We start from the raw sequence: 24,880 nt of genomic DNA on the forward strand, positions 1-24,880 counted from the left end.
TTTTCGCGCGCTTTCGCTCGCGTTTCCAGGGGGCGAGATTTTGGCCATTATCATTGGTTCGGAAGCGAGTGACACGCTTGTTGGAACTGACGACGCCGACACCCTGAGCGGCTTAGCTGGCAATGACGTGCTGCAGGGCAAACTCGGCGCCGACACGCTTGAAGGCGGCGACGGTGATGACAGGCTGAGCGGCGGGGCAGGCGACGACGCCCTCGATGGAGGCGCGGGCTTCGACTACGCTGTTTACAGCGACGCTACGGCAGGGGTCAGAGTCGATCTCAGCATTCTCAGCGCTCAGGTTACCGGCGGGGCCGGTTCTGACACCTTGAGAAACATTGAGGGCATTGTCGGCTCCAACTACGCGGACAACCTCATTGGGGATGGCGGCGATAACAGGCTCTCAGGCGGCTATTCGAACGATACGCTTATGGGCGGAGGCGGCGACGATGTGCTGGACGGCGGCGCCGGCGCTGACCTGATCGACGGCGGCGACGGCTTCGACTTCGTCGACTATAGCGCGCCCCAGTACCGGAATATTACGGTTGATCTCTCCCGAACTGGGTCACAGGGCTTTCAAGCCGACTACGACACGCTGCTGAACATTGAAGGCGTGATCGGCTCTTCCGAGGGCGATGTGCTGAAGGCCGGAAGCGCCGCTTCGACGCTCCTGGGCGGCGGCGGAGGAGACCTGCTGTACGGCGGGACTGGCGATGATCTGCTCGACGGAGGCGACGGCGATGACCAGATCTATGCTGGGGTGGGCTCCGATAAGGTCATCGGCGGCGCCGGCTCTGACACGCTTCACTTGGTTGCGGGTGCTGCAGGGCTGAAGGCGGATCTCTCGGCGCTTTGGAGCGGGGGGCAGGGCGTCGTCAATGGCGCCGCGATTATCGGTATCGAGCGCTTGGGGAGGATCACGGCCAGTGGCCAAGCCGACAGTATTGTTGTCGGCTCGGCTTATGCAGACCGCGTAGAACTGGATGGCCTGGCTGGCGACGACATCCTTTCGGGCGGCGCGGGCGGCGACTTGATCTATGGCGGGCTTGGCCGCGACTCCATCGATGGCGGGGCCGGCGACGACTTCCTTTACGTGGATCTCGACGACCAACTGGTTGTCGGAGGAAGCGGCAACGACATCGTGGTTTTTGAGCGCAACACCTTCCGCGAGACAGCGATAAACGTGGATTTGCGCAATCTCTGGACCGGCGGTTCGGGATTTGTGGGTGGGCTGGAAATCCGCAGCGTCGAACGCTTGGAGGCCTTCAAGACCAGTAACGCCGACGACACGGTGACGGTTGGCGCGGGATCTGTCACCGCCGGGGTGAGCGTTGATCTGGGCGCGGGGGATGATCGTGCCTACGGCGGCGCAGGCAATGACAACTTCTCGGGCGGTGACGGCGCCGACACCCTATACGGCGGTGCGGGGTCCGATGGGCTCTACGGCGGTCTGGGCGTAGACCATCTCTACGGCGAGGAGGGCGCTGACCAGCTCGTCATGGGCGATCGCGATGTCGTCGATGGGGGGGCTGGATTCGACACGATCAGCTTCGCGCTCGACCGCGCGGGCGACGCGATGAACCTTGACCTGCGCGCAGTGTGGACTGGCGGGACCGGAACATTCAACGGTGGGACCGTCACGAACATCGAGAATATTTACGACCTGTACGGGACCAACGCCGCTGACGTCCTGATGGTGGGCGACGACGTGAAGCCGCTCATCGACTATTTCGCCTATGCGGGGCGAGAGACCTTCTTCGGGCAGATTATTCGTGGCTACCGGGGCGACGATACGATCGTTGGCTCAGGCGGCTCCGACAAAATCTACGGCGATCAGGGCGCCGACAAGTTGTCCGGCGGGGCCGGCGACGACACCATCGTACTGGATGGTGACGACACGATTGATGGCGGCGCGGGGATCGACACCCTGTCCTTCGGCGCCTGGTGGTTCCGGCCGGTCGAGGCATTGAACATTGACCTGCGGCCAAACTGGGAAGGCGTGGCTGACGCCAAGATCAAGAACATCGAACGCATTGGCGACGCCTACGGAAGCGACCTCGCTGATCGAATAATCATTGGTGATGGATACTCCGTCGGGGTGATTGTCGATGCGGGTGAGGGGGACGACTACGTTGTTGGATCTAGCGGGAACGATGGACTCAAAGGCGGATATGGAAACGACACGCTGATTGGCGGTCTCGGAAACGATGTCCTGACAGGCGCCGAAGGTAACGACGTCATGGATGGCGGCGCTGGCGAGGACGCCGTGCAGCTTGACGGCGACTCGAGCGACTATAGCTGGTCCATCGCTGCCGATGGCGTCGTCACGATCAGAGATCTGCGCACGTCGGGCTACGACGGCGTAGACACGCTCAAGAACGTCGAGATCCTCCGGTTCGCCGACAAGTTTGTGACGCTAGGCAGCGCGACGGGATTGACCGTCATCGGCTCCTCCGCCGGCGATTTGCTCGTGGGTACGGAGAGAAACGACACCCTCAAGGGCGAGGGCGGCGACGACACGCTCGATGGTGGCGCGGGTGACGACACTCTGGACGGTGGGAGCGGCTTCGACCTGGCCTCCTACGCCAGCGCGACAAACGGCGTTCAGGTTAGTCTGTTGAATACGGGGTCGCAGAGCACCGGCGCAGGCTTTGATCAGTTGATCTCTATCGAAGGCTTGATCGGCAGCGCCTACGCGGATCGTCTGACGGGCGGAATGGGCGCCGACCGCTTGAGTGGCGGCGGTGGCGACGACTGGTTCAGCGGAGGAGGGGGAGACGACACGATCGACGGCGGCGATGGCGCCGATACGGTCGAGTACGCTGGCCTTGCGAGCAGTTACGCCTGGTCGCAGTCGTCGGATGGCTCGTGGACTGTCCGACATCTAAGTGGCGCTGATGGTGTCGACACCCTGAAGAACGTCGAGCAGCTGAAGTTCACGGACAAGCTCGTCCCACTTGGCTCCGCGCCCGCCAATGTCATCCTCGGCACGAGCGGCACCGACAACCTGCGAGGCACCGTCGGTGACGATATTATCCGCGGCGGCGGCGATCTCGATTTCCTCTACGGGAGCCCTGGTAACGACATCTACGACGGCGGCGACGGTCGTGACCTGGTCCTGTTTCTGGAATCGCCGCAAGCCGTGCGGGTCGATTTGGCGATCATCGGCGCGCAGAATACCGGCGAAGGCTACGACACCTTCCAGTCGATCGAGGCGTTGTCGGGCAGCGCCTATGGCGACATTTTTTATGGCGACGCCGGTGCGAACGGCTTGAGTGGCCAGGGTGGCGATGACCAGTTGGATGGGCGCGAGGGCAACGACTCCGTCAGCGGGGACGCTGGGAACGATATCGTCCGCGGCGGAGCTGGTAGCGACAATCTGTCGGGCGGCTCCGGCAATGACTTCGTCTATGGCGACGCGGGCGACGACTATATTTGGCTGTCTAGCGAAAACGGTCTCTACGACATGGGCTCTGACGTCATCGATGGCGGTGATGGCTTCGACACTGCCCAAATCGGCTTCGCCACCGAGGGCTTTACGATCAACTTGAGCATTTCGGGCGTCCAACAGATTGCACCGGGACTTACGCTAAGCATCAAGAACATCGAACGGCTGTTTGGTGGTGAGTACGCGGACAAGCTGATAGGGGATGCAGGTGACAATGTTATCGGTGGTTACAACGGTGATGACATAATCGACGGCGGTGCGGGTTCCGATACGGTCTGGATGCGCGGCTACAGCAGTAATTTCGTGGTGACTTGGACCGTGAATGGCTGGCGAGTGGCCGACACGCGCACTTTCGCGGCTCCTGGCGCGACCGGCACCATCTACGATGGCGTGGATCTCGTCACGAATGTCGAGTTCATTCAGTACTACGATAAGACCGTGACTCTGGGTGACGGAATGCCGCTCGTGGTCGGCAACATCCTGCGTAACAGTAGCGCTTCGGGCATAGCCGTGGCTGCTGATCTCTCGGGGCGGCTGAGTGACGGGACGTTGACCACCACCCAAGCCGTGTCAGAACTGGTCACCAAGGCCGGCGCCAGCACCTCGGTCGCCACGCTCGCCTATCAGTTCTTCACTGGAAAGATCCCCAGCCAGGCTGGCGTCGACTACCTCGTTTCGCCGACGGGCCCCAACGCCAACAATCTCAACAGCGCCTACTACCAGACCTTCAATCTGGAGAACCGCTACATCAACTTTGCGGTCAATCTGGGCAAGCTGGGCGAAGGGAAGGATGCGTTTGCGGCCAAGTACGGGGCGCTGTCGATGGTCGACGCCACGCGCGAGGCCTACAAGACAATCTTCGGCGCGGCGCCGACCGACGCCAAGATCCACGCGATGATCGACGGCCGCGTCGACTATTTCGCGGCCTATGGCGGCGACGGACTGAACGGCGTTGGGACTAAGGCGGCCATGGTGGGCTGGCTTCTGGCGGAGGCGCAGAAGGCTGACCTTGGCGTCATGGTGAGATCCAACGACGCCTGGCTCACGGACCTCGCCGACGGCTCGGCCCCCTTCGCCGTCAGCCTGCTGGACCCCGCGAACGGGTACTACAAGGCCGACTTCGTCTTCGGCGGGCAATAGCGATCCGAGCGCGTCCGTCTGCTGAGGCTACAGGCTCCCAAGGCGGGCGAAGACGATCGGCCAAAGGGAACTCGTCGGTGGGGCGCGGGGTTGTTGGCGGGCCACGCTCGGCCCGACAGGAGACCCCCATGACCGATCAAACCCTCGCTGGCCGCAAGGTCGCCGTGCTCGCCACCGACGGCTTCGAGCAGTCCGAACTGGAAAAGCCCGTCGAGGCGCTGAAAGCCGCCGGGGCCATTGTGGAGGTGGTCTCTCCCAAATCGGGCGAAATCCAGGGCTGGGAGCATCACGACAAGGGCCGCGCCGTGCCGGTCGACCGCGAACTTTCGGCGGCCCGTCCGGAAGATTATCAGGCGATCATGTTGCCAGGCGGCGTGATCAATCCGGACGCGTTGCGTCTCGAACCGAAGGCGATCGCGTTCATCCGTCACTTCGTGACCGAAAAGAAGCCGATCGCCGCCATCTGCCATGGTCCCTGGACCTTGATTAACGCTGGCGCCGTGGAGGGGCGAGAAGTGACCTCGTGGCCGTCGCTAGAGATGGACCTGACGAACGCCGGCGCCCGCTGGGTGGATCGTGAGGTTGTGGTCGACAGTGGCCTGGTCACGTCGCGTAAACCCGATGACCTGCCGGCGTTCTGCGCCAAGATGGTCGAGGAGTTCGCCGAAGGTCGACACTAAAGCTTGTCGCTCGGAGACGTGGCGGCGCGTCCAGCGACGCGCCGCCGCGCCGCTTTGGTCTGGGCAAAAGCGACAGGTGGAGTAGCTTGGACGAAACACGCGTCTAGCGTCGGCTGGGCAGGTCGGCGCTTCGGAGGAAACGGATGCCGCAGACCGCCGCCGACAAGCCCCAAGTCCTTCTTTCGCACGAAATGCTGATGCCGTTGCAGCCGCTCCTGGAGAGCGCCTATGTCGTGCATCGGCTGTGGGACTATCCGGACCGCATGGCGTTCCTTGAGGGGCCTGGGCAGAGCGTTCGGGCGGTCGTGCATGCCGGCGAAATGGCCCTGAGCCGCGACATGCTGGCCGAGATGCCGCGCTTGGGCCTGATCGCCTGCGTCAGCGTCGGCTACGACGGCGTCGACGTGCCCTGGTGCAAGGCGCACGGGATCGCGGTGACGCATTCCACCGGCCTCAACGCCGCAGACGTTGCGGATCACGCGGTGGGGCTTGTCCTGGCCGCTTGGCGCGGGATCGTCGAAGGCGATCAGCGCCTGCGCGATGGGCGCTGGTCGCATGCCGAGCGGATGGCGCCACGCCACGGGCTTCGGGGGCGGAAGGCGGGGATTGTCGGCTTGGGGCACATCGGTGAAGCAGTGGCCTATCGTCTGAGCGCCTTCGACATGAAAGTCGCCTGGTGGGCGCCGCGCCTCAAAGAGACGACCTATCCCCGGGCCGAAAGCCTGATGGCCCTAGCGCGTGAGAGCGACGTGCTGATCGTCTGCGCCCGTCCCGACGCGACCAATCGGCACTTGGTCAACAAGGCGGTGATCGAGGCCGTCGGGCCGCAAGGGCTGATCGTCAATGTCGCCCGCGGGTCGCTGATCGACGAGGACGCACTGATCGAGGCCTTGAAGTCCGGGACCCTTGGCATGGCCGCGCTCGACGTGTTCGAGACCGAGCCGACGCCGGCGGAGCGGTGGGCTGATGTGCCCCGCACCGTACTGACGCCGCACACGGCCGGCGCGACCCTGGACAGCATTCCGGCCATGGTCAGCCTGACGCTTGAGAATCTTCGCCGGTACTTCCACGGGGAGCCGCTGGCGACGCCGGTCGCGGCCTAGGTTGGAAACGGAACGGCGAAAGCTTCTGGCTCCAGGCGCAGGCCGTTCGCCAGCAGGCTGACGGTCCGGTAGAAACCGGTCAGCATCATCAACTCGATCCGCGCCTCTTCGCTGAAGGCCTTGCTGAGGCGCGCCCAGAGCGCGTCGTCGATGTCGGCTCGGGCGTTCACCGCGTCGCAGTAAGCGATCAGCAAGGCCTCGTGCGCAGTCCAGCATTCGGCGATGCTAGGAGCGAGTGTCGCAGCTAGGTGCTCTGTGTCCAGTCCCGCCGCCGGCGCGAAGATCGCCGCGTGAACGCCCCATTCGTAGCCGCAGCCGTTGAGGGCGCAGATGCGGTGGATGACGATTTCACGGTCTCTCAGCGACAGGTGGCCGGGATCCAGCAAGCCGCCGCCGGTGAAGCGCGCGAAGAGCCGCTCGTCTCGCGCCAGGGTCCGGAACAGCGACAGGGGTTCATCGCTGGGCGTCTTAAGTCGGTCCAATGTCTTGGCGAGGGCGGGCGGGTAGGGCGCTTTTGCAGGCTCGATCCTGGGCGACATTTGAAATCCTCCGTGCTACAAAATTTGTATCATGCAAGATCGTGATGGTGCTACAAAAAATGAAGCGCCCTTTCCGGGCGGCGCGGTCCGCGGTTCGGATACCGGCCGTCCCATCATGGCCGCCCTCGATCTGCTGGGACGTCGCGGCGCCTTGCGTATCGTCTGGGAGTTGCGGGAAGGGCGTGTGCTGACGTTTCGGGCGCTGCAGGCGGCTGCCGAACTTCCGCCCGGTACGCTGAACACGCGCCTGACCGAACTGCGCGCGGCTGATATCGTCGATGCGGAGGGCGGATATCGCCTGACCCCGCGCGGCGCGGACTTGATCGTCGCGCTGTGGCCTTTGCTAAGGTGGTCCGAGGATTGGGCGAGCGCGCTGGAGACCTGACATGGCAAAGGTGCTGGGACTGGGCGGGATCTTCTACAAAGCCGAGGACCCCAAGGTGGTCCGTGACTGGTACGCGCGCGTGCTGGGCTTTGAGATCCACGACTGGGGTGGGGCGCTGTTCGAGCATCCCCGGTCGACCTCGACGACGTGGTCGCCATTTGCGGCGGATACGCAGTACTTCGCGCCGTCGACAGCGCCATTCATGATCAATTTCATTGTCGATGATATGGATGGCGTGTTGGCCAAGGCGGCCGCTGAGGGCGTTGAGCCTGTGGGCCGCCAGGACGAGGACGGCATGGGGCGCTTCGCCTGGCTCATGGACCCTGCGGGGGTCAAGATTGAGCTCTGGGAGCCCGTCAAAGGCGACTCCGAGGCATAAGTTTCTCTTGCCAAATCGGACATAAAGATATCTTTATGTCCCCATGAAGCTTACCGCCGAACAGGTTGTCGAGGTGCTGCGCGCCGCCGGCGAGTCCACGCGCCTGCGGCTTCTGGCGTTGCTGGCGGCCGAGGAGCTGTCGGTCCTGGAGCTTTGCCGGATCCTCGATCAAAGCCAGCCGCGCGTGTCGCGTCACCTGAAGCTCCTGGCCGAGGCTGGCCTTGTGGAGCGGTTCCCAGACGGCGCCTGGGTGTTCTATCGCCTGGCCGCCAAGTCGCCCGGCCGTTTGCTGGTCGAGCAGGCGCTAGACCTGATCGATGAGGGCGACGAGACCATCCAGGCTGACGCCGACAAACTGGCCGCTGTCCGCGCCGAGCGCTCCACCGACGCCCAGGCCTATTTCGCCCGCAACGCCGCGCGCTGGAACGAGATCCGATCGCTCTATGTCGACGAGGCGGAAGTCGAGGCGGCGATCCTGCGCGCCACCGGCGAGGGCCCGTTCGACGAGATGGTCGACCTGGGCGCCGGCGCCGGGCGCATGCTGACCTTGCTGGGCAAGCGGGCCAGCAACGCGCTGGGGCTGGACCTCTCGCAACAGATGCTGAACATCGCCCGCGACGAGGTGTCCAAGGCAGGCCTCACCGCCTGTGAGTTGCGGCATGGCGACATATTCCGAACCGGCTTGCCGGGCGGCTGTGCTGATCTTGTCACCGTCCACCAGGTGCTGCACTACCTCACCGATCCCGCGACAGCCGTCGCTGAGGCCGCCCGCCTCGTGACGCCCGGCGGCCTGCTGCTGATCGCCGACTTCGCGCCGCATGATCACGAGTTCCTGCGCGAGGTTCACCAGCACCGCCGACTGGGCTTCGACGACGTGGAGATCGTCGCCTGGATCGAGGCTGCCGGTCTTGTCTTGGAAAGCAATATCGCCCTGCCGCCTGCCACGACCGAGGGGCTGACCGTAAAGATCTGGACGGCGCGCCGTCCCCGCAAGGCAGCCCTCGAAAGGACCGCCGCATGACCCTTCCGCCCACCCGCCGCGTCATCGGTCCCGTGGCTCGCGCCGGCGAGCGGACCGGCCGTCCTCGCGTGTCGTTCGAGTTCTTCCCGCCCAAGACCCCGCAGATGGAAGAGAGCCTCTGGGCGGCGATCACGCGCCTGGCGCCGCTGGATCCGGCGTTCGTGTCGGTCACCTATGGGGCCGGCGGTTCGACGCGTGAGCGCACGCACCGCACGGTCAAGCGTATCCTCGATGAGACTAGCCTCAAGCCGGCCGCTCACCTGACCTGCGTGGGCGCCAGCCGCGAAGAGGTCGATGAGGTTATCCGCGAATACTGGGAGACGGGGGTTCGCCACATCGTCTCGCTGCGCGGCGATCCGCCTCCCGGCGAGGGGGGTATCGGCGGGGTCTATGTTCCGCGCGCCGACGGTTACGCCAACGCCACCGAGCTGACCAAGGCCGTGCGCGCGATCGCGCCGTTCGAGGTGCTGGTCGGGGCCTATCCCGAAAAGCATCCCGAGAGCCCGTCGCTGGAGCACGATATCGACGTGCTCAAGCAGAAGGTCGACGCCGGCGCGACGCTGGGCATCAGCCAGTTCTTCTTCGATCTGGACGCCTTCCTGCGCTACGTCGACAAGGTCCGCGCGGCGGGGATCACCATCCCGATCGTGCCTGGCATCATGCCGGTGACCAACTTCGCTGGGCTGAAAAAGATGGCCGCCGCCTGCCAGACGGCGATCCCTGCCTGGCTGGGCAACCTGTTCGACGGGCTAGAGAACGACGCAGAGACCCGCCGCCTAATCGCCTGCTCGGTCGCCGCCGAGATGTGCGCCAAGCTGCAGGAGCAGGGGTTCGAGGACTTCCACTTCTACACCCTGAACCGGGCGGACCTCGTCTACGCCATCTGCCGTGTGCTGGGCGTACGAGAGGTGTCGCCCGCTGCGTCGGAGGTCGCCGCATGAAACGCCTGGTCCTGGCCGCCGCCTCACTGCTGACCCTGGCCACCGCCGCCCAAGCCGACGACATGCCGGCCAACTGGACCAAGCCCACCAAGCCCTACCGCGTGGTCGGCAACATCTACTACGTCGGCACCGAGGGTATCTCATCCTGGCTGATCACGTCGTCCGAAGGTCATGTGGTGCTGGACGGCGGGCCGAACGCCGACACCGGCAAGCAGGTCGAGCGCAACATCACGGCGCTGGGCTTCCAGCTTGCCGATGTGAAGATCCTGATCAACACCCACGCTCACTATGATCACGCCGGTGGGCTGGCGCAGCTGAAGGCCGACACCGGCGCCAAGCTTTGGATCTCTCGCGGCGACGCGCCTGCCATGACGGCGGGCCACCACATCGGCGACAACATCTATGGCGCGACGCCGATGCCGCCTGTGAAACCGGATAGGACCTTTGGCGACCAGACCAAGTTGAAGCTAGGCGAGATCGCCCTGGTGTCCCACCTCACGCCGGGCCACACCATCGGCTGCACCAGCTGGACGATGGCGGTCGTCGAGAAGGGCCGGCCCCTGAACGTGACCTTCCCCTGTTCGCTGTCGGTGGCTGGTAACGTACTGGTCGGCAACAAGACCCACCGCAATATCGTCGCCGACTATCGCGCCAGCTTCGCCAAGCTGCGCGTCATCCCGACCGAGGTAATGCTGCCCGCGCATGAGGAGCAGGGCGACCTGCTCGCCAAGCGTCAGAAGCAACTGCGCGGCGACCCCAACGCCTTTGTCGATCCAACCGAGCTCGCCCGGTTCGTCGACGCCTCCGAAGCCGCCTTCAACAAGGAGCTCGCGCGCCAGCAGGCCGCGGGGCCCAACCGATGACCGATCTATCCATCCGCGCCAACCGCGTGGCCGCGCTCAAGGCCGCCGCCAAGGAGCGCATCCTCATCCTCGACGGCTCCTGGGGCGTGATGTTCCAGAAGAAGGGCCTGACCGAGGCCGACTACCGCGCCGAGCGCTTCGCCGACTACAACGGCCAGATGAAGGGCAACAACGACATCCTGTGCCTGACGCGGCCCGATCTCGTGGCCGAGCTGCACGACGCCTATTTCTCGGCCGGCGCCGATATCTCGGAAACCAACACCTTCTCGGGCACCACCATCGCCCAGGCCGACTATCACCTGTCCGCTCAGGACGTCTGGGACATCAACATCGAGGGCGCGAAGATCGGCCGGTCGGTCGCCGATCGCTGGAACGTGGAGAACCCCGAGCGTCCTAAGTTCATCGCCGGCTCAATGGGGCCGCTGAACGTCATGCTGTCGATGTCGTCGGACGTGAACGATCCGGGCGCGCGCAAGGTGACCTTCGACCAGGTCTACGCGGCCTATCGCCAGCAGGTGGACGCCCTCTACCAGGGCGGGGTCGACCTCTTTCTGATCGAAACGATCACCGACACCCTGAACTGCAAGGCGGCGATCAAGGCGATCCTCGACTGGCGCGATGAGGGCCATGAGGAGCTTCCGATCTGGATCAGCGGCACCATCACCGACCGCTCGGGCCGCACGCTGTCGGGCCAGACGGCCGAAGCCTTCTGGAACAGCGTTAAGCACGCCAAGCCGTTCGCGGTGGGCTTCAACTGCGCCCTGGGCGCTGATCTGATGCGCCCGCACATCGCCGAGATGGCCCGCATCGCCGACACCCTGGTCGCGGCCTATCCGAACGCTGGCCTGCCCAACGCCATGGGTCAGTACGACGAGGAGCCGCATGAGACTGGCCATGCCCTGCACGAATGGGCCAAAGACGGGCTGGTCAACATCTTGGGCGGCTGCTGCGGCACCACGCCCGACCACATCCGTCATGTCGCCGACGAAGTGCGCGGCGTGACCCCTCGCCAGATCCCCGAGCGTCCCAAGGCCATGCGTCTGGCGGGGCTCGAACCGTTCGAATTGGCTTAGAGTTCTCGCAGCCCTCTCTTCTCCCTTCCTCTTTTATGGGGAAGGGCAGGGGATGGGGTGGCAGCGCTTTAGAATAGAACGCCGTGGTCGTGGCCGACCGCCGCGTCACCCCACCCCTACCCCTCCCCATCAAGCAGAGGGGCGTGAGACACGACCATGAGACCCGTCTTCGTCAACATCGGTGAGCGCACCAACGTCACCGGCTCGGCCAAGTTCAAGAAGCTGATCGTCGAGGGGAACTATCCCGAGGCGCTGTCGGTCGCGCGCCAGCAGGTAGAAGCCGGCGCCCAGGTCATCGACGTCAACATGGACGAGGGTCTGTTGGACAGCCAGCAGGCCATGGTCACCTTCCTGAACCTGATGGCCGCCGAGCCCGACATCGCCCGCGTGCCGGTGATGATCGACAGCTCCAAGTGGGAGGTGATCGAGGCGGGCCTGAAGTGCGTCCAGGGCAAGGCGATCGTCAATTCGATCAGCCTGAAGGAAGGCGAGGAAAAGTTCCTCGAACAGGCCAAGCTGTGCCTGCGCTATGGCGCAGCAGTGGTGGTCATGGCCTTCGATGAGGTCGGCCAGGCCGACACCGAGGCGCGCAAGGTCGAGATCTGCGAGCGGGCCTACAACACCCTGGTAGAGAAGGTCGGCTTCCCGCCCGAGGACATCATCTTCGACCCCAACATCTTCGCCGTGGCGACGGGGATCGAAGAGCACGACAACTACGCCGTCGACTTCATCGAGGCCACGCGACGCATCAAGCAGATGCTGCCCTACGCGCGTGTGTCGGGCGGTGTGTCGAACGTCTCGTTCAGCTTCCGCGGCAACGAACCGGTGCGCCGGGCGATCCACTCGGTGTTCCTCTACCACGCGATCAACGCCGGCATGGACATGGGCATCGTCAACGCCGGCGACCTGCCGGTCTATGACGACATCGACCCCGTTTTGCGCGAGGCCGTTGAGGACGTGATCCTCAACCGCCCGCAGCGCGATCCGAACCAGACCAACACCGAGCGCCTGGTCGAGATGGCGCCCCGCTACAAGGGCGAAAAGGGCCAGCAGCCGGTCGCCAATCTGGCTTGGCGCGAGGGCACGGTGAACGAGCGCCTGACCCACGCGCTGGTCCACGGCATCACTGAGTTCATCGAAGCCGACACCGAGGAAGCGCGGCTGGCCGCCGAGCGGCCTCTGCATGTCATCGAAGGCCCGCTGATGGACGGCATGAACGTCGTCGGCGACCTGTTCGGCGCAGGCAAGATGTTCCTGCCCCAGGTCGTGAAGTCGGCCCGCGTGATGAAGCAAGCCGTGGCCTGGCTGATGCCGTTCATGGAGGCCGAGAAGGAAGGCCAGGAACGCAAGGCCGCCGGCAAGGTGCTGATGGCGACAGTCAAGGGCGACGTCCACGACATCGGCAAGAACATCGTCGGCGTCGTGCTGCAGTGTAACAACTACGAGGTGGTGGACCTGGGCGTCATGGTGCCTGCCGACCGGATTCTCGATGAGGCGCGCAAGCACGAGGTCGACATGATCGGCCTGTCGGGCCTGATCACGCCGTCGCTGGACGAGATGGTGTTCGTGGCCGCCGAGATGGAGCGCCAGGGCTTCGACATCCCGCTCTTGATCGGCGGCGCCACCACCAGCCGCACGCACACGGCGGTGAAGATCGAGCCGGCCTATCGTCGCGGTCCCACGACCTATGTCGTCGACGCCAGCCGCGCCGTCGGCGTGGTCTCGGGTCTGCTGTCCGAGGGCGAGCGCGACCGGATCATCGCCGAGACCCGAGCCGAATACGTCAAGGTCCGCGAGCAATACGCGCGGGGCCAGACCACCAAGGCCCGCGCCTCGATCCAGGAGGCTCGCCAGCGCGCCTTCGCCATCGACTGGAAGGGTTATACGCCGCCGAAGCCCGCCTTCATCGGCACGCGCGTGTTCGAGCCGTCGCTGGCCGAGCTCGTGCCGTTCATCGACTGGTCGCCGTTCTTCGCCAGCTGGGAGCTGATCGGCCGCTTCCCGCAGATCCTGGAGGACGACGTCGTCGGCCAGGCCGCCACCGACCTCTATCGCGACGCCCGCGCCATGCTGGACAAGGTGGTCGCCGAGAAGTGGTTCGGCGCCAAGGGCGTGATCGGCTTCTGGCCGGCCCAGGCCCAGGGCGACGACATCGTGCTCTACACCGACAACACCCGCACCGCCGAGTTCTCCCGCCTGCACACCCTGCGTCAGCAGATGGACAAGGGCGAAGGCAAGTCGAACGTGGCGCTGTCGGACTTCGTCGCGCCGATCGGGCAGGGTGCTGACTATGTCGGCGGCTTCGCCGTCACCGCCGGCCATGGCGAGGACGAGATCGTCAAGCGCTTCAAGGATGCCGGCGACGACTACAACGCCATCATGGCTTCGGCCCTGGCCGACCGCCTGGCCGAAGCCTTCGCCGAGTGGCTGCACCACAAGGCCCGTGTCGAGCTGTGGGGTTACGCCGCCGACGAGGACGCTGACGTCGAGCGCCTGATCGCTGAGAAGTACCAGGGCATCCGCCCCGCGCCCGGCTATCCTGCCCAGCCCGACCACACGGAAAAGGGTACGCTGTTCAAGCTGCTCGACGCCGAGGCGGCTACCGGCCTGCAATTGACTGAGAGCTACGCCATGAGCCCCGGGGCTGCGGTTTCGGGCCTGTTCTTCAGCCACCCCAAGGCGCACTATTTCGGCGTCGGCAAGATCGACGCCGACCAGGTCGAGGACTACGCCCGCCGTAAGGGCTGGGACTTGGCGACGGCCGAGCGCTGGTTGTCGCCGATCCTCAACTACGACCCCCTCGAACGCGCGCGCGGCGCGGCGGCTTAACCCTCGAGGCGCGATCGCCCTGCCGCAAACCCATTTTGTGTAGCGGTCTGCGATAAAATGTCTCGCGTCGGGACATGGTAAGGATTTCCGCAACCGTTGGTATGAACCATGCGGCATCTCCGGGGGAGCGAGATGGACCGCCGCAACATCGAGCTGAAGATTTTTGGCCTGATCGCCGGTATGGCGGCGGGCATGATCTTGCTCGCCGGTTTCGCCCTGACCGTCGCGGCCCGCCAAGCCGATGTTCGTGAGCGCCAGTACGAGCAAATGCTGGTCGAGAACGGTCTGCGCCAACGTGGCCGCGAGGTCCAGACCGCCCTCAATCCCTATGTGATCTGGGATGAAGCGATCATCAGGCTCGACAACAGGTTCGATCGAGACTGGACCGTCCAGAATATCGGCGCCTCGGTTGGCGATGTGCTGGGCAACGATATGGTCTTTGTGCTCGACGCGGAGGATCGGCCGATCTATGCCCGCATCGCCGGAAAAGACGTGCCGCTGGATCAGTACGCCGCGTACCAGGCGCGGTTGACGAGCTTGGTGGCGCAGGTGCGCGCCATCGAAGCCGACCCCGAAAAGGTCGCCGCGCTGCGCGCAGTGCATAAGAGCCGTGTCATCCTGGTGGGCCAGACGCCCATCTTGGCTACCGTGTCGCTGGTTCGCCCTGATCTAAAAGCGAAGCTCAAAGGGCGGCGGGCGCCGTTGCTGGTCACGGGTATTTCCGTCGCCGACAGCGTCGTGACGGCCTTCTCAGACCGCTTCCTGCTGCACGACGCCCATATTCGGGTGGTCGATGCGAACCAGTTCCAGACCGACCTGGCGCAGCGTGTCGTCGGTAAGGCGGATGATGGTCGCCGCATCGTGATGCGATGGACCCCGCGCCGGCCAGGGCAGGATCTGCTGAAGTCAGCGTCGCCGATCCTGGGCGGCGCGGTCCTGGCCGCGACGATCGGCTCACTTCTGTTGTTCCGCGTCACCCGCCGCGCCGCCAAGAAGCTCCTGCTCTCAGAAGCCGAGGCCAAGCATCTGGCCCTGCACGATCCGCTCACCGGCCTGGCCAACCGCACCTTGTTCACCGACCGGCTGATCCACGCCCACGCCTTGTTGCGCCGCAAGCCAGGACACCTGGGGGTTCTGTGCATCGACCTCGACCGGTTCAAGGAAGTGAACGACAGCTATGGTCATGACGCTGGCGATCAGCTGATCCGCGAGGTCGCGCGGCGCCTGAAGACGATCTGTCGCGAGACCGACACCATCTGCCGCCTGGGGGGCGATGAGTTCGCGATCATCCAGCCTGACACCGATCCCGCAGGCGCTGCGGCCTTGGCGCAGCGCGTGGTCGAGGGGCTTTCGGGCGAGGTCGACCTGTCTATTGGCCGCGCGGAGCTCTCTTGCTCCGTCGGGGTTGCTGTGGTGTCAGACGCCGAGCAGGGCCAAGCCGAACTGCTTCGGCAGGCCGACGTCGCACTCTATCGCGCTAAGGAGGCCGGTCGCGGCCGTTTCGCCTTCTTCGAGCCTGAGATGGACGCAGCCCTGCGCCTTCGGAAGGGGCTTGAGCGCGATCTGCGCGCAGCGCTGGAGCGTGAGGCGCTTACCGTCGCCTACCAGCCGCTCACCGACGCCAAGGGCGTTATGGTCGGGGTCGAGGCTCTGGCCCGCTGGAATCATGCCGACCGCGGCGAGATCTCACCCGCGATCTTCATCCCGCTTGCGGAGTCCTGCGGCTTGATCTGCCAGGTTGGAGCGGCCGTTTTCCGCCGCGCCTGCTACGACAGCCTGCGCTGGTCCGACCTTGAAGTCTCGGTCAATGTTTCGGCGATCCAGCTTTCCAATCCAGGCTTTGTCGACGAGATCGAGGCCACCCTCGCCGAGACGGGCGCGCGCGCTGACGCCTTCATGCTTGAGATCACCGAGACGGCCCTGCTGAAGGACAGCGACGGCGTCCATGAAGCGTTGCGCCGCTTGAAGCGAATGGGTTTCCGTCTGGCGCTGGACGATTTCGGCACCGGCTACGCCAGCCTCGCCTATCTGCGCCGACACCCGATCGACAAGCTGAAGATCGATCGCTCCTTTGTGTCCAGCCTGCCGAAGAATGAGGAGTCGATGGCCGTCGCCAGCGCCATCGTAAGCTTGGCCAGGTCGCTGGGCCTGAAGACGACCGCCGAAGGCGTCGAGACCAAGCGGCAGTTGGATGCTCTGGTGAAGCTGGGGTGTTCGGAGTTCCAGGGATACCTGCTAGGGCGCCCGATGCCTGCCGAAGCGATCGCCGAGGCGCGCTCGTTGTTCAAGGTGCGCTAAGCCTCTAGGCTCCGCTACCCAAGCGGAAGCTGGTCAAAGACCTCGATCATCCGCATCCTGCCCCCGCCGATGCAACGGGAGGGGACCATGACAGGATCGGGCTTGAACCGCCGCGCCTTGGGCGCGCTGGCGCTGGGCGGGGCGGCGGCTGGATTGTCGGGTTGCGCGCCGCGTCATGAAACCGATCTCGCGCCCAAAGGTCGGCAGTTTCCGAAAGACTTCGTGTGGGGCGTGGCCACGGCCGCGTTCCAGACCGAAGGCTCGCAGACCGCCGACGGGCGCGGGCCCAGCATCTGGGATGTGTTTGAACGAGTGCCGGGCGCCATCAAGAACGGCGACACGGCGGTGGACGCCACCGACAGCTATCGGCGCTACCAGGACGATGTCGACCTGATCGCCGGCGCCGGCCTCAACGCCTATCGTTTCTCGATGAGCTGGTCGCGGATCCTGCCGAGCGGGCAGGGCGCGGTGAACGCCGCCGGGCTGGATCACTATTCCAGGTTGGTCGACGCCCTGCTGGCCAAGGGGATCACACCCTACGCCACCCTGTTTCACTGGGATCTGCCGCAGGGTTTGCAGGACAAGGGCGGCTGGTCCAACCGCGACACCGCCCAGCGTCTGGCGGACTATGCGCAAGCCGTGGTCGAGCGGATGGGCGATCGGCTGAAGAACTACATCATCCTGAACGAGGCGGCCGTACACACCGTGTTCGGCCATGTGCTGGGCGAGCATGCGCCCGGCCTAAAGGACGCCGCGCTGCTTGGGCCCGTCACCCACCATATGAACCTGGGTCAGGGTCTGGCGATCCAGGCGCTGCGCGCGGCGCGCAGTGATCTTTCGGCAGGCACCACCATGGCGCTGCAGCCGTGCCGTCCAGCGGGCGGACCGTTGGCGTTCTGGAATCGTCTGGCGTCCGACGGCCTGGATGAGATCTGGAACCTCGCCTGGCTGGACCCGCTGTTCAAGGGAACCTATCCGAAAGCGATGGAGGAGCCGCTCAAGGGCGTCGTCCGGGACGGCGACCTGAAGATCACGCGTCAGCCCGTCGACTTCCTGGGCGTGAACTACTACGCACCGGCCTATGTGAGATTGGATCTGTCGGCGCCGAGCAAGATTGCGGCGGCCGAGGCGCCGGCGGGCGTCGAGCAGGACGCGTTCGGGCGGCACATCGATCCGTCCGGCCTGTTCGAGGTGCTGGACCGCGTTCGTCGGGAGTATGGCGCGCCCAAGATGTTGGTCACTGAGAACGGCTGTTCGGACCCGTTCAGCATCGGGCCCGCGCTCTTGGATGACACCTTCCGCATCAAGTATCTGCGGCGGCATCTTGAGGCGGTGCTGGCCGCCCGCGAAGCGGGCTGCGACATCCGCGGCTACTTCGAGTGGACCCTGATCGACAACTTTGAATGGGATCTCGGCTACACCTCGAAGTTCGGCCTGACCACGATGGAGGCCGCCAGCGGCCGTAGGATCCCGAAGGTCTCCTACGACTGGTATAAGGCCCTGGCGCAGAGCGGAATCTTGCCGCCCTCTCCGTGAGGAGAGACTTAGTCCGCCTTACAGATCAAGACGTCCTTGCCGCCGCGTTTGGCGGGAAACAGGCTGCCCGCGCAGGGCGCCGGGTTGGCGGGATCGACGATAGTCTCTTTCGACGTCACGGCTGCAGGCTTCGCCGGGGCGGGCTTGGTCTTCGCTTTCGCCGGCGCTACCGGTGAGGCCTTCGCGACCGCCGGGATTGAAGCCGGCGCGGCGGCTGGAGCCTCGACCGGTGGCGCTGCAGGTGCCGGGCTTTCCGGCGGCGCAGCGACAGGATCCGGAGTTGCGGGCGCAGGCGTCTGCGTCGTTGCAGAGGCCGCGTTGAAATTCAGGGCGCGACCCAGGATCGAGGATTTCATCTCCAGCGTCTTGGCGCGTTTCTCACAATCGCCGGGAGGGCTCCAGCTCATCCACATCTGGGCCAGACGCGCCTTGTCCACCGAACTGGCGCCTTGCCAGATCGCCGCCCCGCGCTTCACCTGGGAGCCGCCATATTCCGAGATCGGCCGCGGGCTGGCCTTCTCAGCGGCCGTAATCGCCGAGGCGAAGATCTTGAGGTCCTTCTGGGCTTGCGCGCGCAGTTCCGGATAGGTCTTCAGCGACGCCTCGACGCCATCAGGGCCCGGGAAGGCCTTCTCGATGCGGGTAACCTCCGGCATCACCTGGTCATAGAGCGAGGCGTAGCCGCCCAGGGCGCCGTAGCACCAGGCGACATAGCCGTACTCATCGGCCGGCGGCGCATTGGGGCTTTGGGTGCTTGCTTGGCCGTCTTGGGTCAGCAGGGCCAGGGCGAGGAGGAGGGCGTTCGCCATGCGGGCGGAGGTCCTTTCGATTTACCGGGTCTTGTCACTAGAGCATTTCGGTCCGGATTGGGACCGTAGCGTGGCGATGCGGGTTAAGCGCTACCGTAACGAACAGGACAGCGTTCGGCTCCCTGGCGCCGTCCAGTGGGCTTTCGCCGCATTGCACTAAAGTCATGTGAACGATCATTCTCATTGTGCTAGAAGCACCAAATGAGGTGATCCGGTCGCTTCGTCGTGCGTATCTCTCCTATCCGTTGCTGGTTTCGAGGCGGCCCATGTCCTTCTGGCGCAACATTGCGAGCATCGCCGCCCGGCGCCTGGATCTGGCCGACTGCACCGAATGTCCGGGCGGCCTGCCGGGCGAGGATCCGGCGTTCTCGACGGCCGTGACGGCGCTGGGCGCCAAGCTGGCTAAGGTCGATGGCCGTGCCGATGGCGGCGAGTTCGCCGCTTTCACCGAGGTTTTCCAGCCCGATCCGGCGTCCGAGCCCAACATCCATCGCCTGTACGATCTGGCGCGTCAGACCACGCACGGCTTCGAAAGCTACGCCAAGCGGCTGGCCAAGCGCTATTCGAGCTGCCCGCAACTCTTGGAAGACGTCGTCGACGGCCTGTTCCATATCGCCAAGTCCGACGGAATGGTCTCCCAGGACGAGCTTGATTACCTTGAGCGGGTGTCGAACCTGTTCGGCATGTCGCCGCTAGCGTTTCGCCGGTTGCGCGCGACTCATCTGGGCGTCGACGCCAACGACCCTTACGCCATCTTGGAGGTGCCGCCGGACGCCGACGACGCCACGGTGCGTTCGGCCTGGAAAACAGCCTTGTCCAGTGCGCATCCGGATCGGGCCCGGGCGCGCGGGCTTCCGAGCGAGTTTATCGAAGTGGCCGAAGCCAAGGCGGCCGCGATCAATGCGGCGTTCTCCACCGTGATGCGCGAGCGGCGCGAACTTGGCCTAGCCGTAGCGGGCTAGCCGAGACAATCCGTCTCGCGACGGGCGTCGAAAAAGGCTTTTCATCCCTCGCGTGGGGGTGTTCAGTTGACGTTCAGCGCTTGTGAACCAACGTGATTGACCATGAGCGTCGATGAAAGGACCCCGATGAGCACCATCGCTTCGCCCTTGCGAAACCTGGCTTGGCTGGCCGGCGCCCTGGCGACGTCGGTCGCGGTGGTCGTGGGGGCGGTGCTGGCGGTCATCTTCGCGGCTACGGTTGTCGTTGTTGGTTTCATCGGCAGCGCCTTGTTTGGCCTCGCCGCTTTCGCTTTCCGGGGCCGCAAGGTGCCCAAGGCGCCCGCCGACGATGGTCTGATCGAGGCCCGTAATGTGGGCGGCCACTCCTGGGTCGCTTACGGCTGGAACGAGCGCTCCTAAGGTTTATCGCGTCTGATCGGCTCGCCGCTGAGCCGAGGTCCGTCAACTTCCCTCACGTCGCCCTTGCCGCGCGCCGTCCGCTCGCTCATCCTGCCATTCAAACAATTGTTGGGAGGAAGACATGATCGGCGTTGTCGCAACCTTGAAGGTGCAGCCGGCCAAGGCTGCGGAATTCGAAAAGGTGTTCCTGGATCTCGCCGCCAAGGTGAAGGCGAATGAGCCGGGCTGCCTCGTATACCAACTGACGCGCTCCAAGACCGAAGAGGGCGTCTACAAGGTCCTGGAACTCTACGCCTCTATGGATGCGCTGAAGCACCACGGCGGCACCGACTACTTCAAGGCCGCCGGCGCGGCCATGGGGCCGACCATGGCGGGCGCGCCGGTCATCGAATATCTCGACGCGGTGGAGTAGGGCGCGATGGATCTGGCGTTCTCGGCCGAGGACCTGGCCTTCCAGCAAGAGGTGCGCGATTGGATCGCCACCGCCTATGACGACGATCTTCGCCGCCAGATGAGCCAGTCCAAGAACGGCTATCTGGACAAGGCTGGCCAGGTGAAATGGCAGAAGAAGCTGGCCGAGCGCGGATGGGCCGCGCCGGACTGGCCGGTGGAGCTGGGCGGCGCGGGCTTCACGCCCTCGCAGCGCTACATCTTCAACATGGAGATGAGCCTCGCCGGCGTGCCGGCCTCGTCGCCGATGGGTCTGAAGATGGTCGCTCCGGTGATCATGGCCTTCGGCTCTGACGCGCAGAAGGCCCAGCATCTGCCGCCGATCCTCAACTCTGATATCTGGTGGTGCCAGGGCTATTCGGAGCCGGGTTCGGGCTCCGATCTGGCCAGCCTGCAGATGCGGGCCGTGCGCGACGGGGACGACTATGTCCTCAACGGCTCGAAGATCTGGACGACCCACGCTCAGTGGGCCGACTGGATGTTCTGCCTCGTGCGCACCTCGACCGAGGGCAAGCCACAGGAAGGCATCTCGTTCCTGTTGCTGCGGATGGATACGCCCGGCATTCAGATCAAGCCGCTACCCACGCTGGACGGTCCGCCGGACAATGAGCAAGAGATCAATCAGGTCTTCTTCGACAATGTCCGCGTGCCGGTCGCCAATCGGATCGGCGAGGAGAACAAGGGCTGGACCTACGCCAAGTACCTGCTCGAGTTCGAGCGCGGCAACGCCTATGCGCCCGGCCTCATGAACATGCTCAAGAAGGTCAAGCGCATCGCCGCTCTGGAGCGAGCTGACGACGGCGGCCGTCTGATCGACGATCCGGATTTCCGCAACAAGATCGCCAATCTCGAAATCCAGGTGGAGGCGCTGAACGCCACCGAGCTGCGGATCTTTTCCGGACGCGGCGCGGGCAAGAACATTGGTCCGGCCTCGTCGATGTTGAAATGCGTCGGTTCAGAACATCAGCAGGCGATCACCGAACTGACCCTGGAAGCCGTTGGGAACTACGCCGCGCCGTTCGTACGGGACACCTGGTCGGCCGCGAATGACGGTCGTGCGGGTCCGGACTACGCTGGTCCCGCCGCGCCGGCCTATTTCAACTACCGCAAGGCCTCGATCTACGCCGGATCCAACGAGATCCAGCGCAACATCATGGCCAAGATGGTTCTTGGTCTTTAGAGAGCTTGAAGGGGCTCAGGCTGAGGCCTGGGCCCCTTTGGACTTGCCGATCCAGCGGATCAGCAGAGGCGGCGCGCCCACGCCGACGACCACCAGCAGCGCGAACCAGATCTTGTTGAAGTCGGTGGCTGGCTGTCCGCTGCCGAACCAGGCCAGGGTGTTTAGCGCTGCGCCGACCAGCATCAAGGGATAAGAAGCCTTGAGGTTGGCGATCAGGCGTTCGGCTGGCCAGATTGATCGCATCAGGGCGGTCATGAACAGGATCACACCGATCAGCGCTTCGCCGACCTTGTGATGGATGGTCGGGGAGGTCAGAAGGCCCTTGTAACCGGCATGCGCCAGGATCGCATGGCCGTGGTCCATGAAGTCCTTCAACAGGAAGACCGCAGCGAAAAGTCCTGCGGCGAGCATGATCCACCAGTTCGCCGGCTTGCGAGCCATAGCCGTCCCTCCCATTTCCACCGCGCCGGTTGTCGCGTCGCGATCGCGCCGGCGCAAGCCTTCAGACGCGGAACCGTAGCCGTTGCAGTTTTTCTGCCTTGGCTTAGGTCTCGAACGCGTGTTTGAATTTTGACTGCAATCTTCTCTCCTCTGGAGCCCCTATGTCGCTCGACGCTCTCTTCCAGCCTTTCGAGTTCAAGTCGCTGAAGCTGCCCAATCGGGTGGTGATGGCGCCGATGACGCGGTCCTTCTCGCCGGGCGGCGTGCCGACCGACGAGGTCGCCGCCTATTACCGTCGCCGCGCCGAGAACCAGGTTGGCCTGATCGTCACCGAAGGCACGGGCGTCGCGCGTCCCGCCTCGCTGAACGACGCCAACGTGCCGCGCTTCCACGGCGAAAAGGAATTGGCGGCCTGGAAGAAGGTCGTCGACGAGGTTCACGCCGCCGGCGGCAAGATCGCGCCGCAGCTTTGGCACGTGGGCGCCGCCAAGGGTAAGGACGTGCTGGGCAAGGTCGACAGCCCCTCGGGCCTGTCCAAGGCCGGCGGCAACCCCTTCACCGAGCCGATGACCGACGCCGAGGTCGCCGACACCATCCAGGCCTTCGCCACCGCTGCGGCCGACGCCAAGCGTCTGGGCTTTGACACCGTCGAGCTGCATGGCGCCCATGGCTATCTGATCGATCAGTTCTTCTGGTCGGGCACCAACGTCCGTAGCGACGCCTGGGGCGGTCCCACGATCGGCGAGCGGGGGCGTTTCGCCGCTGAGATCCTGAAAGCTGTGCGCGCCGCGGTCGGACCCGACTATCCGGTGATCATCCGCCTGTCGCAGTGGAAACAGCAGGAATACACCGCCCGCCTGGCTGAGACGCCGCAGGAGATGGAGGCCTGGCTGCAGCCGCTGGCCGACGCCGGCGCCGACATCTTCCACTGCAGCCAGCGCCGCTTCTGGGAGCCGGAGTTCGAGGGCAGCGATCTGAACTTCGCCGGCTGGGCCAAGAAGCTGACCGGCGCGCCGACCATCACGGTTGGCTCGGTCGGGCTGTCGGGCGAGTTCATCGCCGCGTTCGGCGGGGAGGGCAGCCAACCGACCTCGATCGACAACGTGATCGGCGGGCTTGAGCGCGGCGAGTACGACATGGTCGGCGTCGGCCGCGCCCTGCTCCAGGATCCGGAGTGGGTCACCAAGATCCGCGAAGGGCGTTCGAACGAGCTGAAGGCGTTCGAACGCGCCGCGCTCGGCACCCTGTACTAACCCCCTTGTTCCGGGGCTGTCCGCGCGGACAGCCCCGGCGCATCGTCACCGCCGCTCTTGGGAGGTGAACGATGTCCTGGTTGCCCTATATCTCAGGCCTTCTGGCCGTGCTGGCCGTGGCCCTGCTGATCGCCGGATCGTTCCTGCGCGAGGAATAGATCCTCTCAGGCGTTGAAGTTCAGCTTCAGGCCTGGTCGCGGCCACCGCGCCTTGTAGAGCTTGCCGGTGCCGGACGCAGTGATCCAGGCATCCCGCATGTCGGCTCCGCCAAAGCAGATGTTGGTCACGATCACGTCCGGGAAGGCGTAGTGCTCGGTGGAGCCGTCCGGCGCAAAGGCGGTGATCCCGCCGTTGATGATCGTCGCCACGCACACCTTGCCGTCCGCCTCCACCGCCAAGCTGTCCAGCAACTGATATCCCGGCAGGTTGCAAACCACATTGCCAGGGAGGAGGGGCGCTGCGTCCGCCAGCACGCCCGGCGAGGCGACGTCGAAGGACCACAATCGGCCCAGCATGGTGTCGGCCATGTAGACCGTCTTCTCATCAGGCGAGAGGCCCACGCCGTTGGGCGAGACGAAGTGATCGCGCCAGCGGGTGATCTTCGAGCCGTCGGGCAAAGCGTAGTAGAGCGCGCCGTACTTGCGGCCGTCCGGGGTTGAGCAGCCATGGTCGGTGAACCAGAAACCGCCCTGCCTGTCGAAGACCAGGTCGTTTGGGCCGACCAGCGGCTTGCCGTCGCATTCGGTGTACAGCGTCGTGATCGCACCGGTCTTAAGGTCTACGCGCTGAATGGAGCCGCCAGTGTGGGTTGGCGGCGTGGGACCGGGGATATTCAGGCCGTTGGCTTCGAAGAACTGGAAGCTGCCGCCATTGTTGGTGACATAGATCGCCCCGTCCGGGCCGATGGCTGCGCCGTTAGGGCCGCCGCCGGTCTGCGCGACAGTCTCCTTGCGGCCATCCGGCCAGACCCGGGTCAGGCGCTGCCCCTGGATCTCCGTCAGGATGACCGAACCGTCGGCCATGGCGATCGGACCTTCGGGGAACTGCAGGCCTTCGGCCACCAGCTGGATATCCATGTCACGTCTCCCTGCGCGCCTCTGTCGGGCGATGGCGAAGACTATAAACGCGCGTTTGAATCTGGCCAGGGTGACTTG

At 64.9% G+C, this 24,880-nt stretch carries 21 protein-coding genes and 1 pseudogene; 17 read left to right on the forward strand and 5 right to left on the reverse strand.

Features of this window, described 5'->3' with window-relative positions:
• Positions 1–40 precede the first annotated feature (40 nt).
• The 3 genes from ACT53N_RS14655 to ACT53N_RS14665 all read left to right on the forward strand — a co-directional run bounded on the left by ACT53N_RS14655 (position 41) and on the right by ACT53N_RS14665 (position 6,368).
• The gene (locus tag ACT53N_RS14655) at positions 41–4,585 is read left to right on the forward strand and encodes a hypothetical protein (protein WP_476064582.1); all 4,545 of its coding nucleotides are present in this window, start codon (positions 41–43) and stop codon (positions 4,583–4,585) included.
• Positions 4,586–4,713: 128 nt separating this feature from the next.
• Positions 4,714–5,265 carry a type 1 glutamine amidotransferase domain-containing protein gene (locus ACT53N_RS14660; protein ID WP_476064583.1) on the forward strand — a complete coding sequence of 184 codons (552 nt, stop codon included), beginning with the start codon at positions 4,714–4,716 and terminating at the stop codon, positions 5,263–5,265.
• 143 nt (positions 5,266–5,408) lie between these two features.
• On the forward strand, positions 5,409–6,368 hold the full coding sequence (locus ACT53N_RS14665) for a 2-hydroxyacid dehydrogenase (RefSeq protein ID WP_476064584.1): 960 nt from the start codon (positions 5,409–5,411) through the stop codon (positions 6,366–6,368).
• Here ACT53N_RS14665 and ACT53N_RS14670 read toward each other — a convergent pair.
• A complete protein-coding gene (locus ACT53N_RS14670; RefSeq protein WP_476064775.1) occupies positions 6,365–6,592 on the reverse strand; it encodes a carboxymuconolactone decarboxylase family protein in 228 nt (75 codons plus the stop codon). The two genes, ACT53N_RS14665 and ACT53N_RS14670, sit on opposite strands and share 4 nt — an antisense overlap.
• A pseudogene (locus ACT53N_RS14675) lies at positions 6,578–6,907 on the reverse strand (carboxymuconolactone decarboxylase family protein); the annotation flags it as partial. The gene ACT53N_RS14670 and the pseudogene ACT53N_RS14675, both read right to left, overlap by 15 nt.
• Before the next feature lie 31 nt (positions 6,908–6,938).
• Here ACT53N_RS14675 and ACT53N_RS14680 point away from each other — a divergent pair.
• The 9 genes from ACT53N_RS14680 to ACT53N_RS14720 all read left to right on the forward strand — a co-directional run bounded on the left by ACT53N_RS14680 (position 6,939) and on the right by ACT53N_RS14720 (position 18,232).
• Positions 6,939–7,292 (forward strand): winged helix-turn-helix transcriptional regulator, encoded by a 354-nt coding sequence (locus ACT53N_RS14680; RefSeq protein ID WP_476064585.1) that lies wholly within the window; start codon positions 6,939–6,941, stop codon positions 7,290–7,292.
• Between the two features lies 1 nt (position 7,293).
• The gene (locus ACT53N_RS14685) at positions 7,294–7,671 is read left to right on the forward strand and encodes a VOC family protein (RefSeq protein ID WP_476064586.1); all 378 of its coding nucleotides are present in this window, start codon (positions 7,294–7,296) and stop codon (positions 7,669–7,671) included.
• 43 nt (positions 7,672–7,714) lie between these two features.
• Positions 7,715–8,692 carry an ArsR/SmtB family transcription factor gene (locus ACT53N_RS14690; RefSeq protein WP_476064587.1) on the forward strand — a complete coding sequence of 326 codons (978 nt, stop codon included), beginning with the start codon at positions 7,715–7,717 and terminating at the stop codon, positions 8,690–8,692.
• On the forward strand, positions 8,689–9,633 hold the full coding sequence (gene metF / locus ACT53N_RS14695) for a methylenetetrahydrofolate reductase [NAD(P)H] (RefSeq protein ID WP_476064588.1): 945 nt from the start codon (positions 8,689–8,691) through the stop codon (positions 9,631–9,633). Before ACT53N_RS14690 ends, metF begins: the two co-directional genes overlap by 4 nt.
• Positions 9,630–10,496: a CAU/MBL1b family subclass B3 metallo-beta-lactamase gene (gene blaCAU, locus ACT53N_RS14700; protein ID WP_476064589.1), complete on the forward strand. Its 867-nt coding sequence runs from the start codon at positions 9,630–9,632 to the stop codon at positions 10,494–10,496. Before metF ends, blaCAU begins: the two co-directional genes overlap by 4 nt.
• Complete coding sequence (locus ACT53N_RS14705; RefSeq protein ID WP_476064590.1) at positions 10,493–11,569, forward strand: homocysteine S-methyltransferase family protein; 1,077 nt, start codon at positions 10,493–10,495, stop codon at positions 11,567–11,569. The genes blaCAU and ACT53N_RS14705 overlap by 4 nt, the downstream gene beginning before the upstream one ends.
• 156 nt (positions 11,570–11,725) lie before the next feature.
• Positions 11,726–14,398, forward strand: a complete 2,673-nt coding sequence (gene metH / locus ACT53N_RS14710; RefSeq protein WP_476064591.1) for a methionine synthase — start codon at positions 11,726–11,728, stop codon at positions 14,396–14,398.
• A 132-nt stretch (positions 14,399–14,530) separates the two neighbouring features.
• Complete coding sequence (locus ACT53N_RS14715; RefSeq protein WP_476064592.1) at positions 14,531–16,696, forward strand: putative bifunctional diguanylate cyclase/phosphodiesterase; 2,166 nt, start codon at positions 14,531–14,533, stop codon at positions 16,694–16,696.
• Positions 16,697–16,783: 87 nt separating this feature from the next.
• Positions 16,784–18,232, forward strand: coding sequence for a GH1 family beta-glucosidase (locus ACT53N_RS14720; protein ID WP_476064593.1), 1,449 nt, complete (start codon positions 16,784–16,786; stop codon positions 18,230–18,232).
• A gap of 8 nt (positions 18,233–18,240) precedes the next feature.
• On the opposite strand, the gene ACT53N_RS14725 is transcribed toward ACT53N_RS14720, so the two are convergent.
• Complete coding sequence (locus ACT53N_RS14725) at positions 18,241–19,041, reverse strand: hypothetical protein (RefSeq protein ID WP_476064594.1); 801 nt, start codon at positions 19,039–19,041, stop codon at positions 18,241–18,243.
• A gap of 266 nt (positions 19,042–19,307) precedes the next feature.
• Here ACT53N_RS14725 and ACT53N_RS14730 point away from each other — a divergent pair, with 266 nt between their 5' ends.
• The 4 genes from ACT53N_RS14730 to ACT53N_RS14745 all read left to right on the forward strand — a co-directional run bounded on the left by ACT53N_RS14730 (position 19,308) and on the right by ACT53N_RS14745 (position 22,032).
• Positions 19,308–20,003, forward strand: a complete 696-nt coding sequence (locus ACT53N_RS14730) for a TerB family tellurite resistance protein (RefSeq protein ID WP_310210036.1) — start codon at positions 19,308–19,310, stop codon at positions 20,001–20,003.
• Positions 20,004–20,099: 96 nt separating this feature from the next.
• On the forward strand, positions 20,100–20,402 hold the full coding sequence (locus tag ACT53N_RS14735) for a hypothetical protein (protein ID WP_476064595.1): 303 nt from the start codon (positions 20,100–20,102) through the stop codon (positions 20,400–20,402).
• Positions 20,403–20,523: 121 nt separating this feature from the next.
• On the forward strand, positions 20,524–20,814 hold the full coding sequence (locus ACT53N_RS14740) for a putative quinol monooxygenase (RefSeq protein WP_010919993.1): 291 nt from the start codon (positions 20,524–20,526) through the stop codon (positions 20,812–20,814).
• A gap of 6 nt (positions 20,815–20,820) precedes the next feature.
• Positions 20,821–22,032: an acyl-CoA dehydrogenase family protein gene (locus tag ACT53N_RS14745; protein ID WP_476064596.1), complete on the forward strand. Its 1,212-nt coding sequence runs from the start codon at positions 20,821–20,823 to the stop codon at positions 22,030–22,032.
• A gap of 15 nt (positions 22,033–22,047) precedes the next feature.
• On the opposite strand, the gene ACT53N_RS14750 is transcribed toward ACT53N_RS14745, so the two are convergent.
• Positions 22,048–22,488 (reverse strand): hypothetical protein, encoded by a 441-nt coding sequence (locus tag ACT53N_RS14750; RefSeq protein WP_476064776.1) that lies wholly within the window; start codon positions 22,486–22,488, stop codon positions 22,048–22,050.
• Positions 22,489–22,634: 146 nt separating this feature from the next.
• On the opposite strand from ACT53N_RS14750, the gene ACT53N_RS14755 reads away from it, so the two are divergent.
• The gene (locus tag ACT53N_RS14755; protein ID WP_476064597.1) at positions 22,635–23,726 is read left to right on the forward strand and encodes an NADH:flavin oxidoreductase; all 1,092 of its coding nucleotides are present in this window, start codon (positions 22,635–22,637) and stop codon (positions 23,724–23,726) included.
• Positions 23,727–23,890: 164 nt separating this feature from the next.
• Here ACT53N_RS14755 and ACT53N_RS14760 read toward each other — a convergent pair whose 3' ends face one another.
• Positions 23,891–24,802: an SMP-30/gluconolactonase/LRE family protein gene (locus ACT53N_RS14760; protein WP_476064598.1), complete on the reverse strand. Its 912-nt coding sequence runs from the start codon at positions 24,800–24,802 to the stop codon at positions 23,891–23,893.
• Positions 24,803–24,880: the final 78 nt, after the last annotated feature.

Source organism: Caulobacter sp. DMC95, assembly GCF_056313785.1.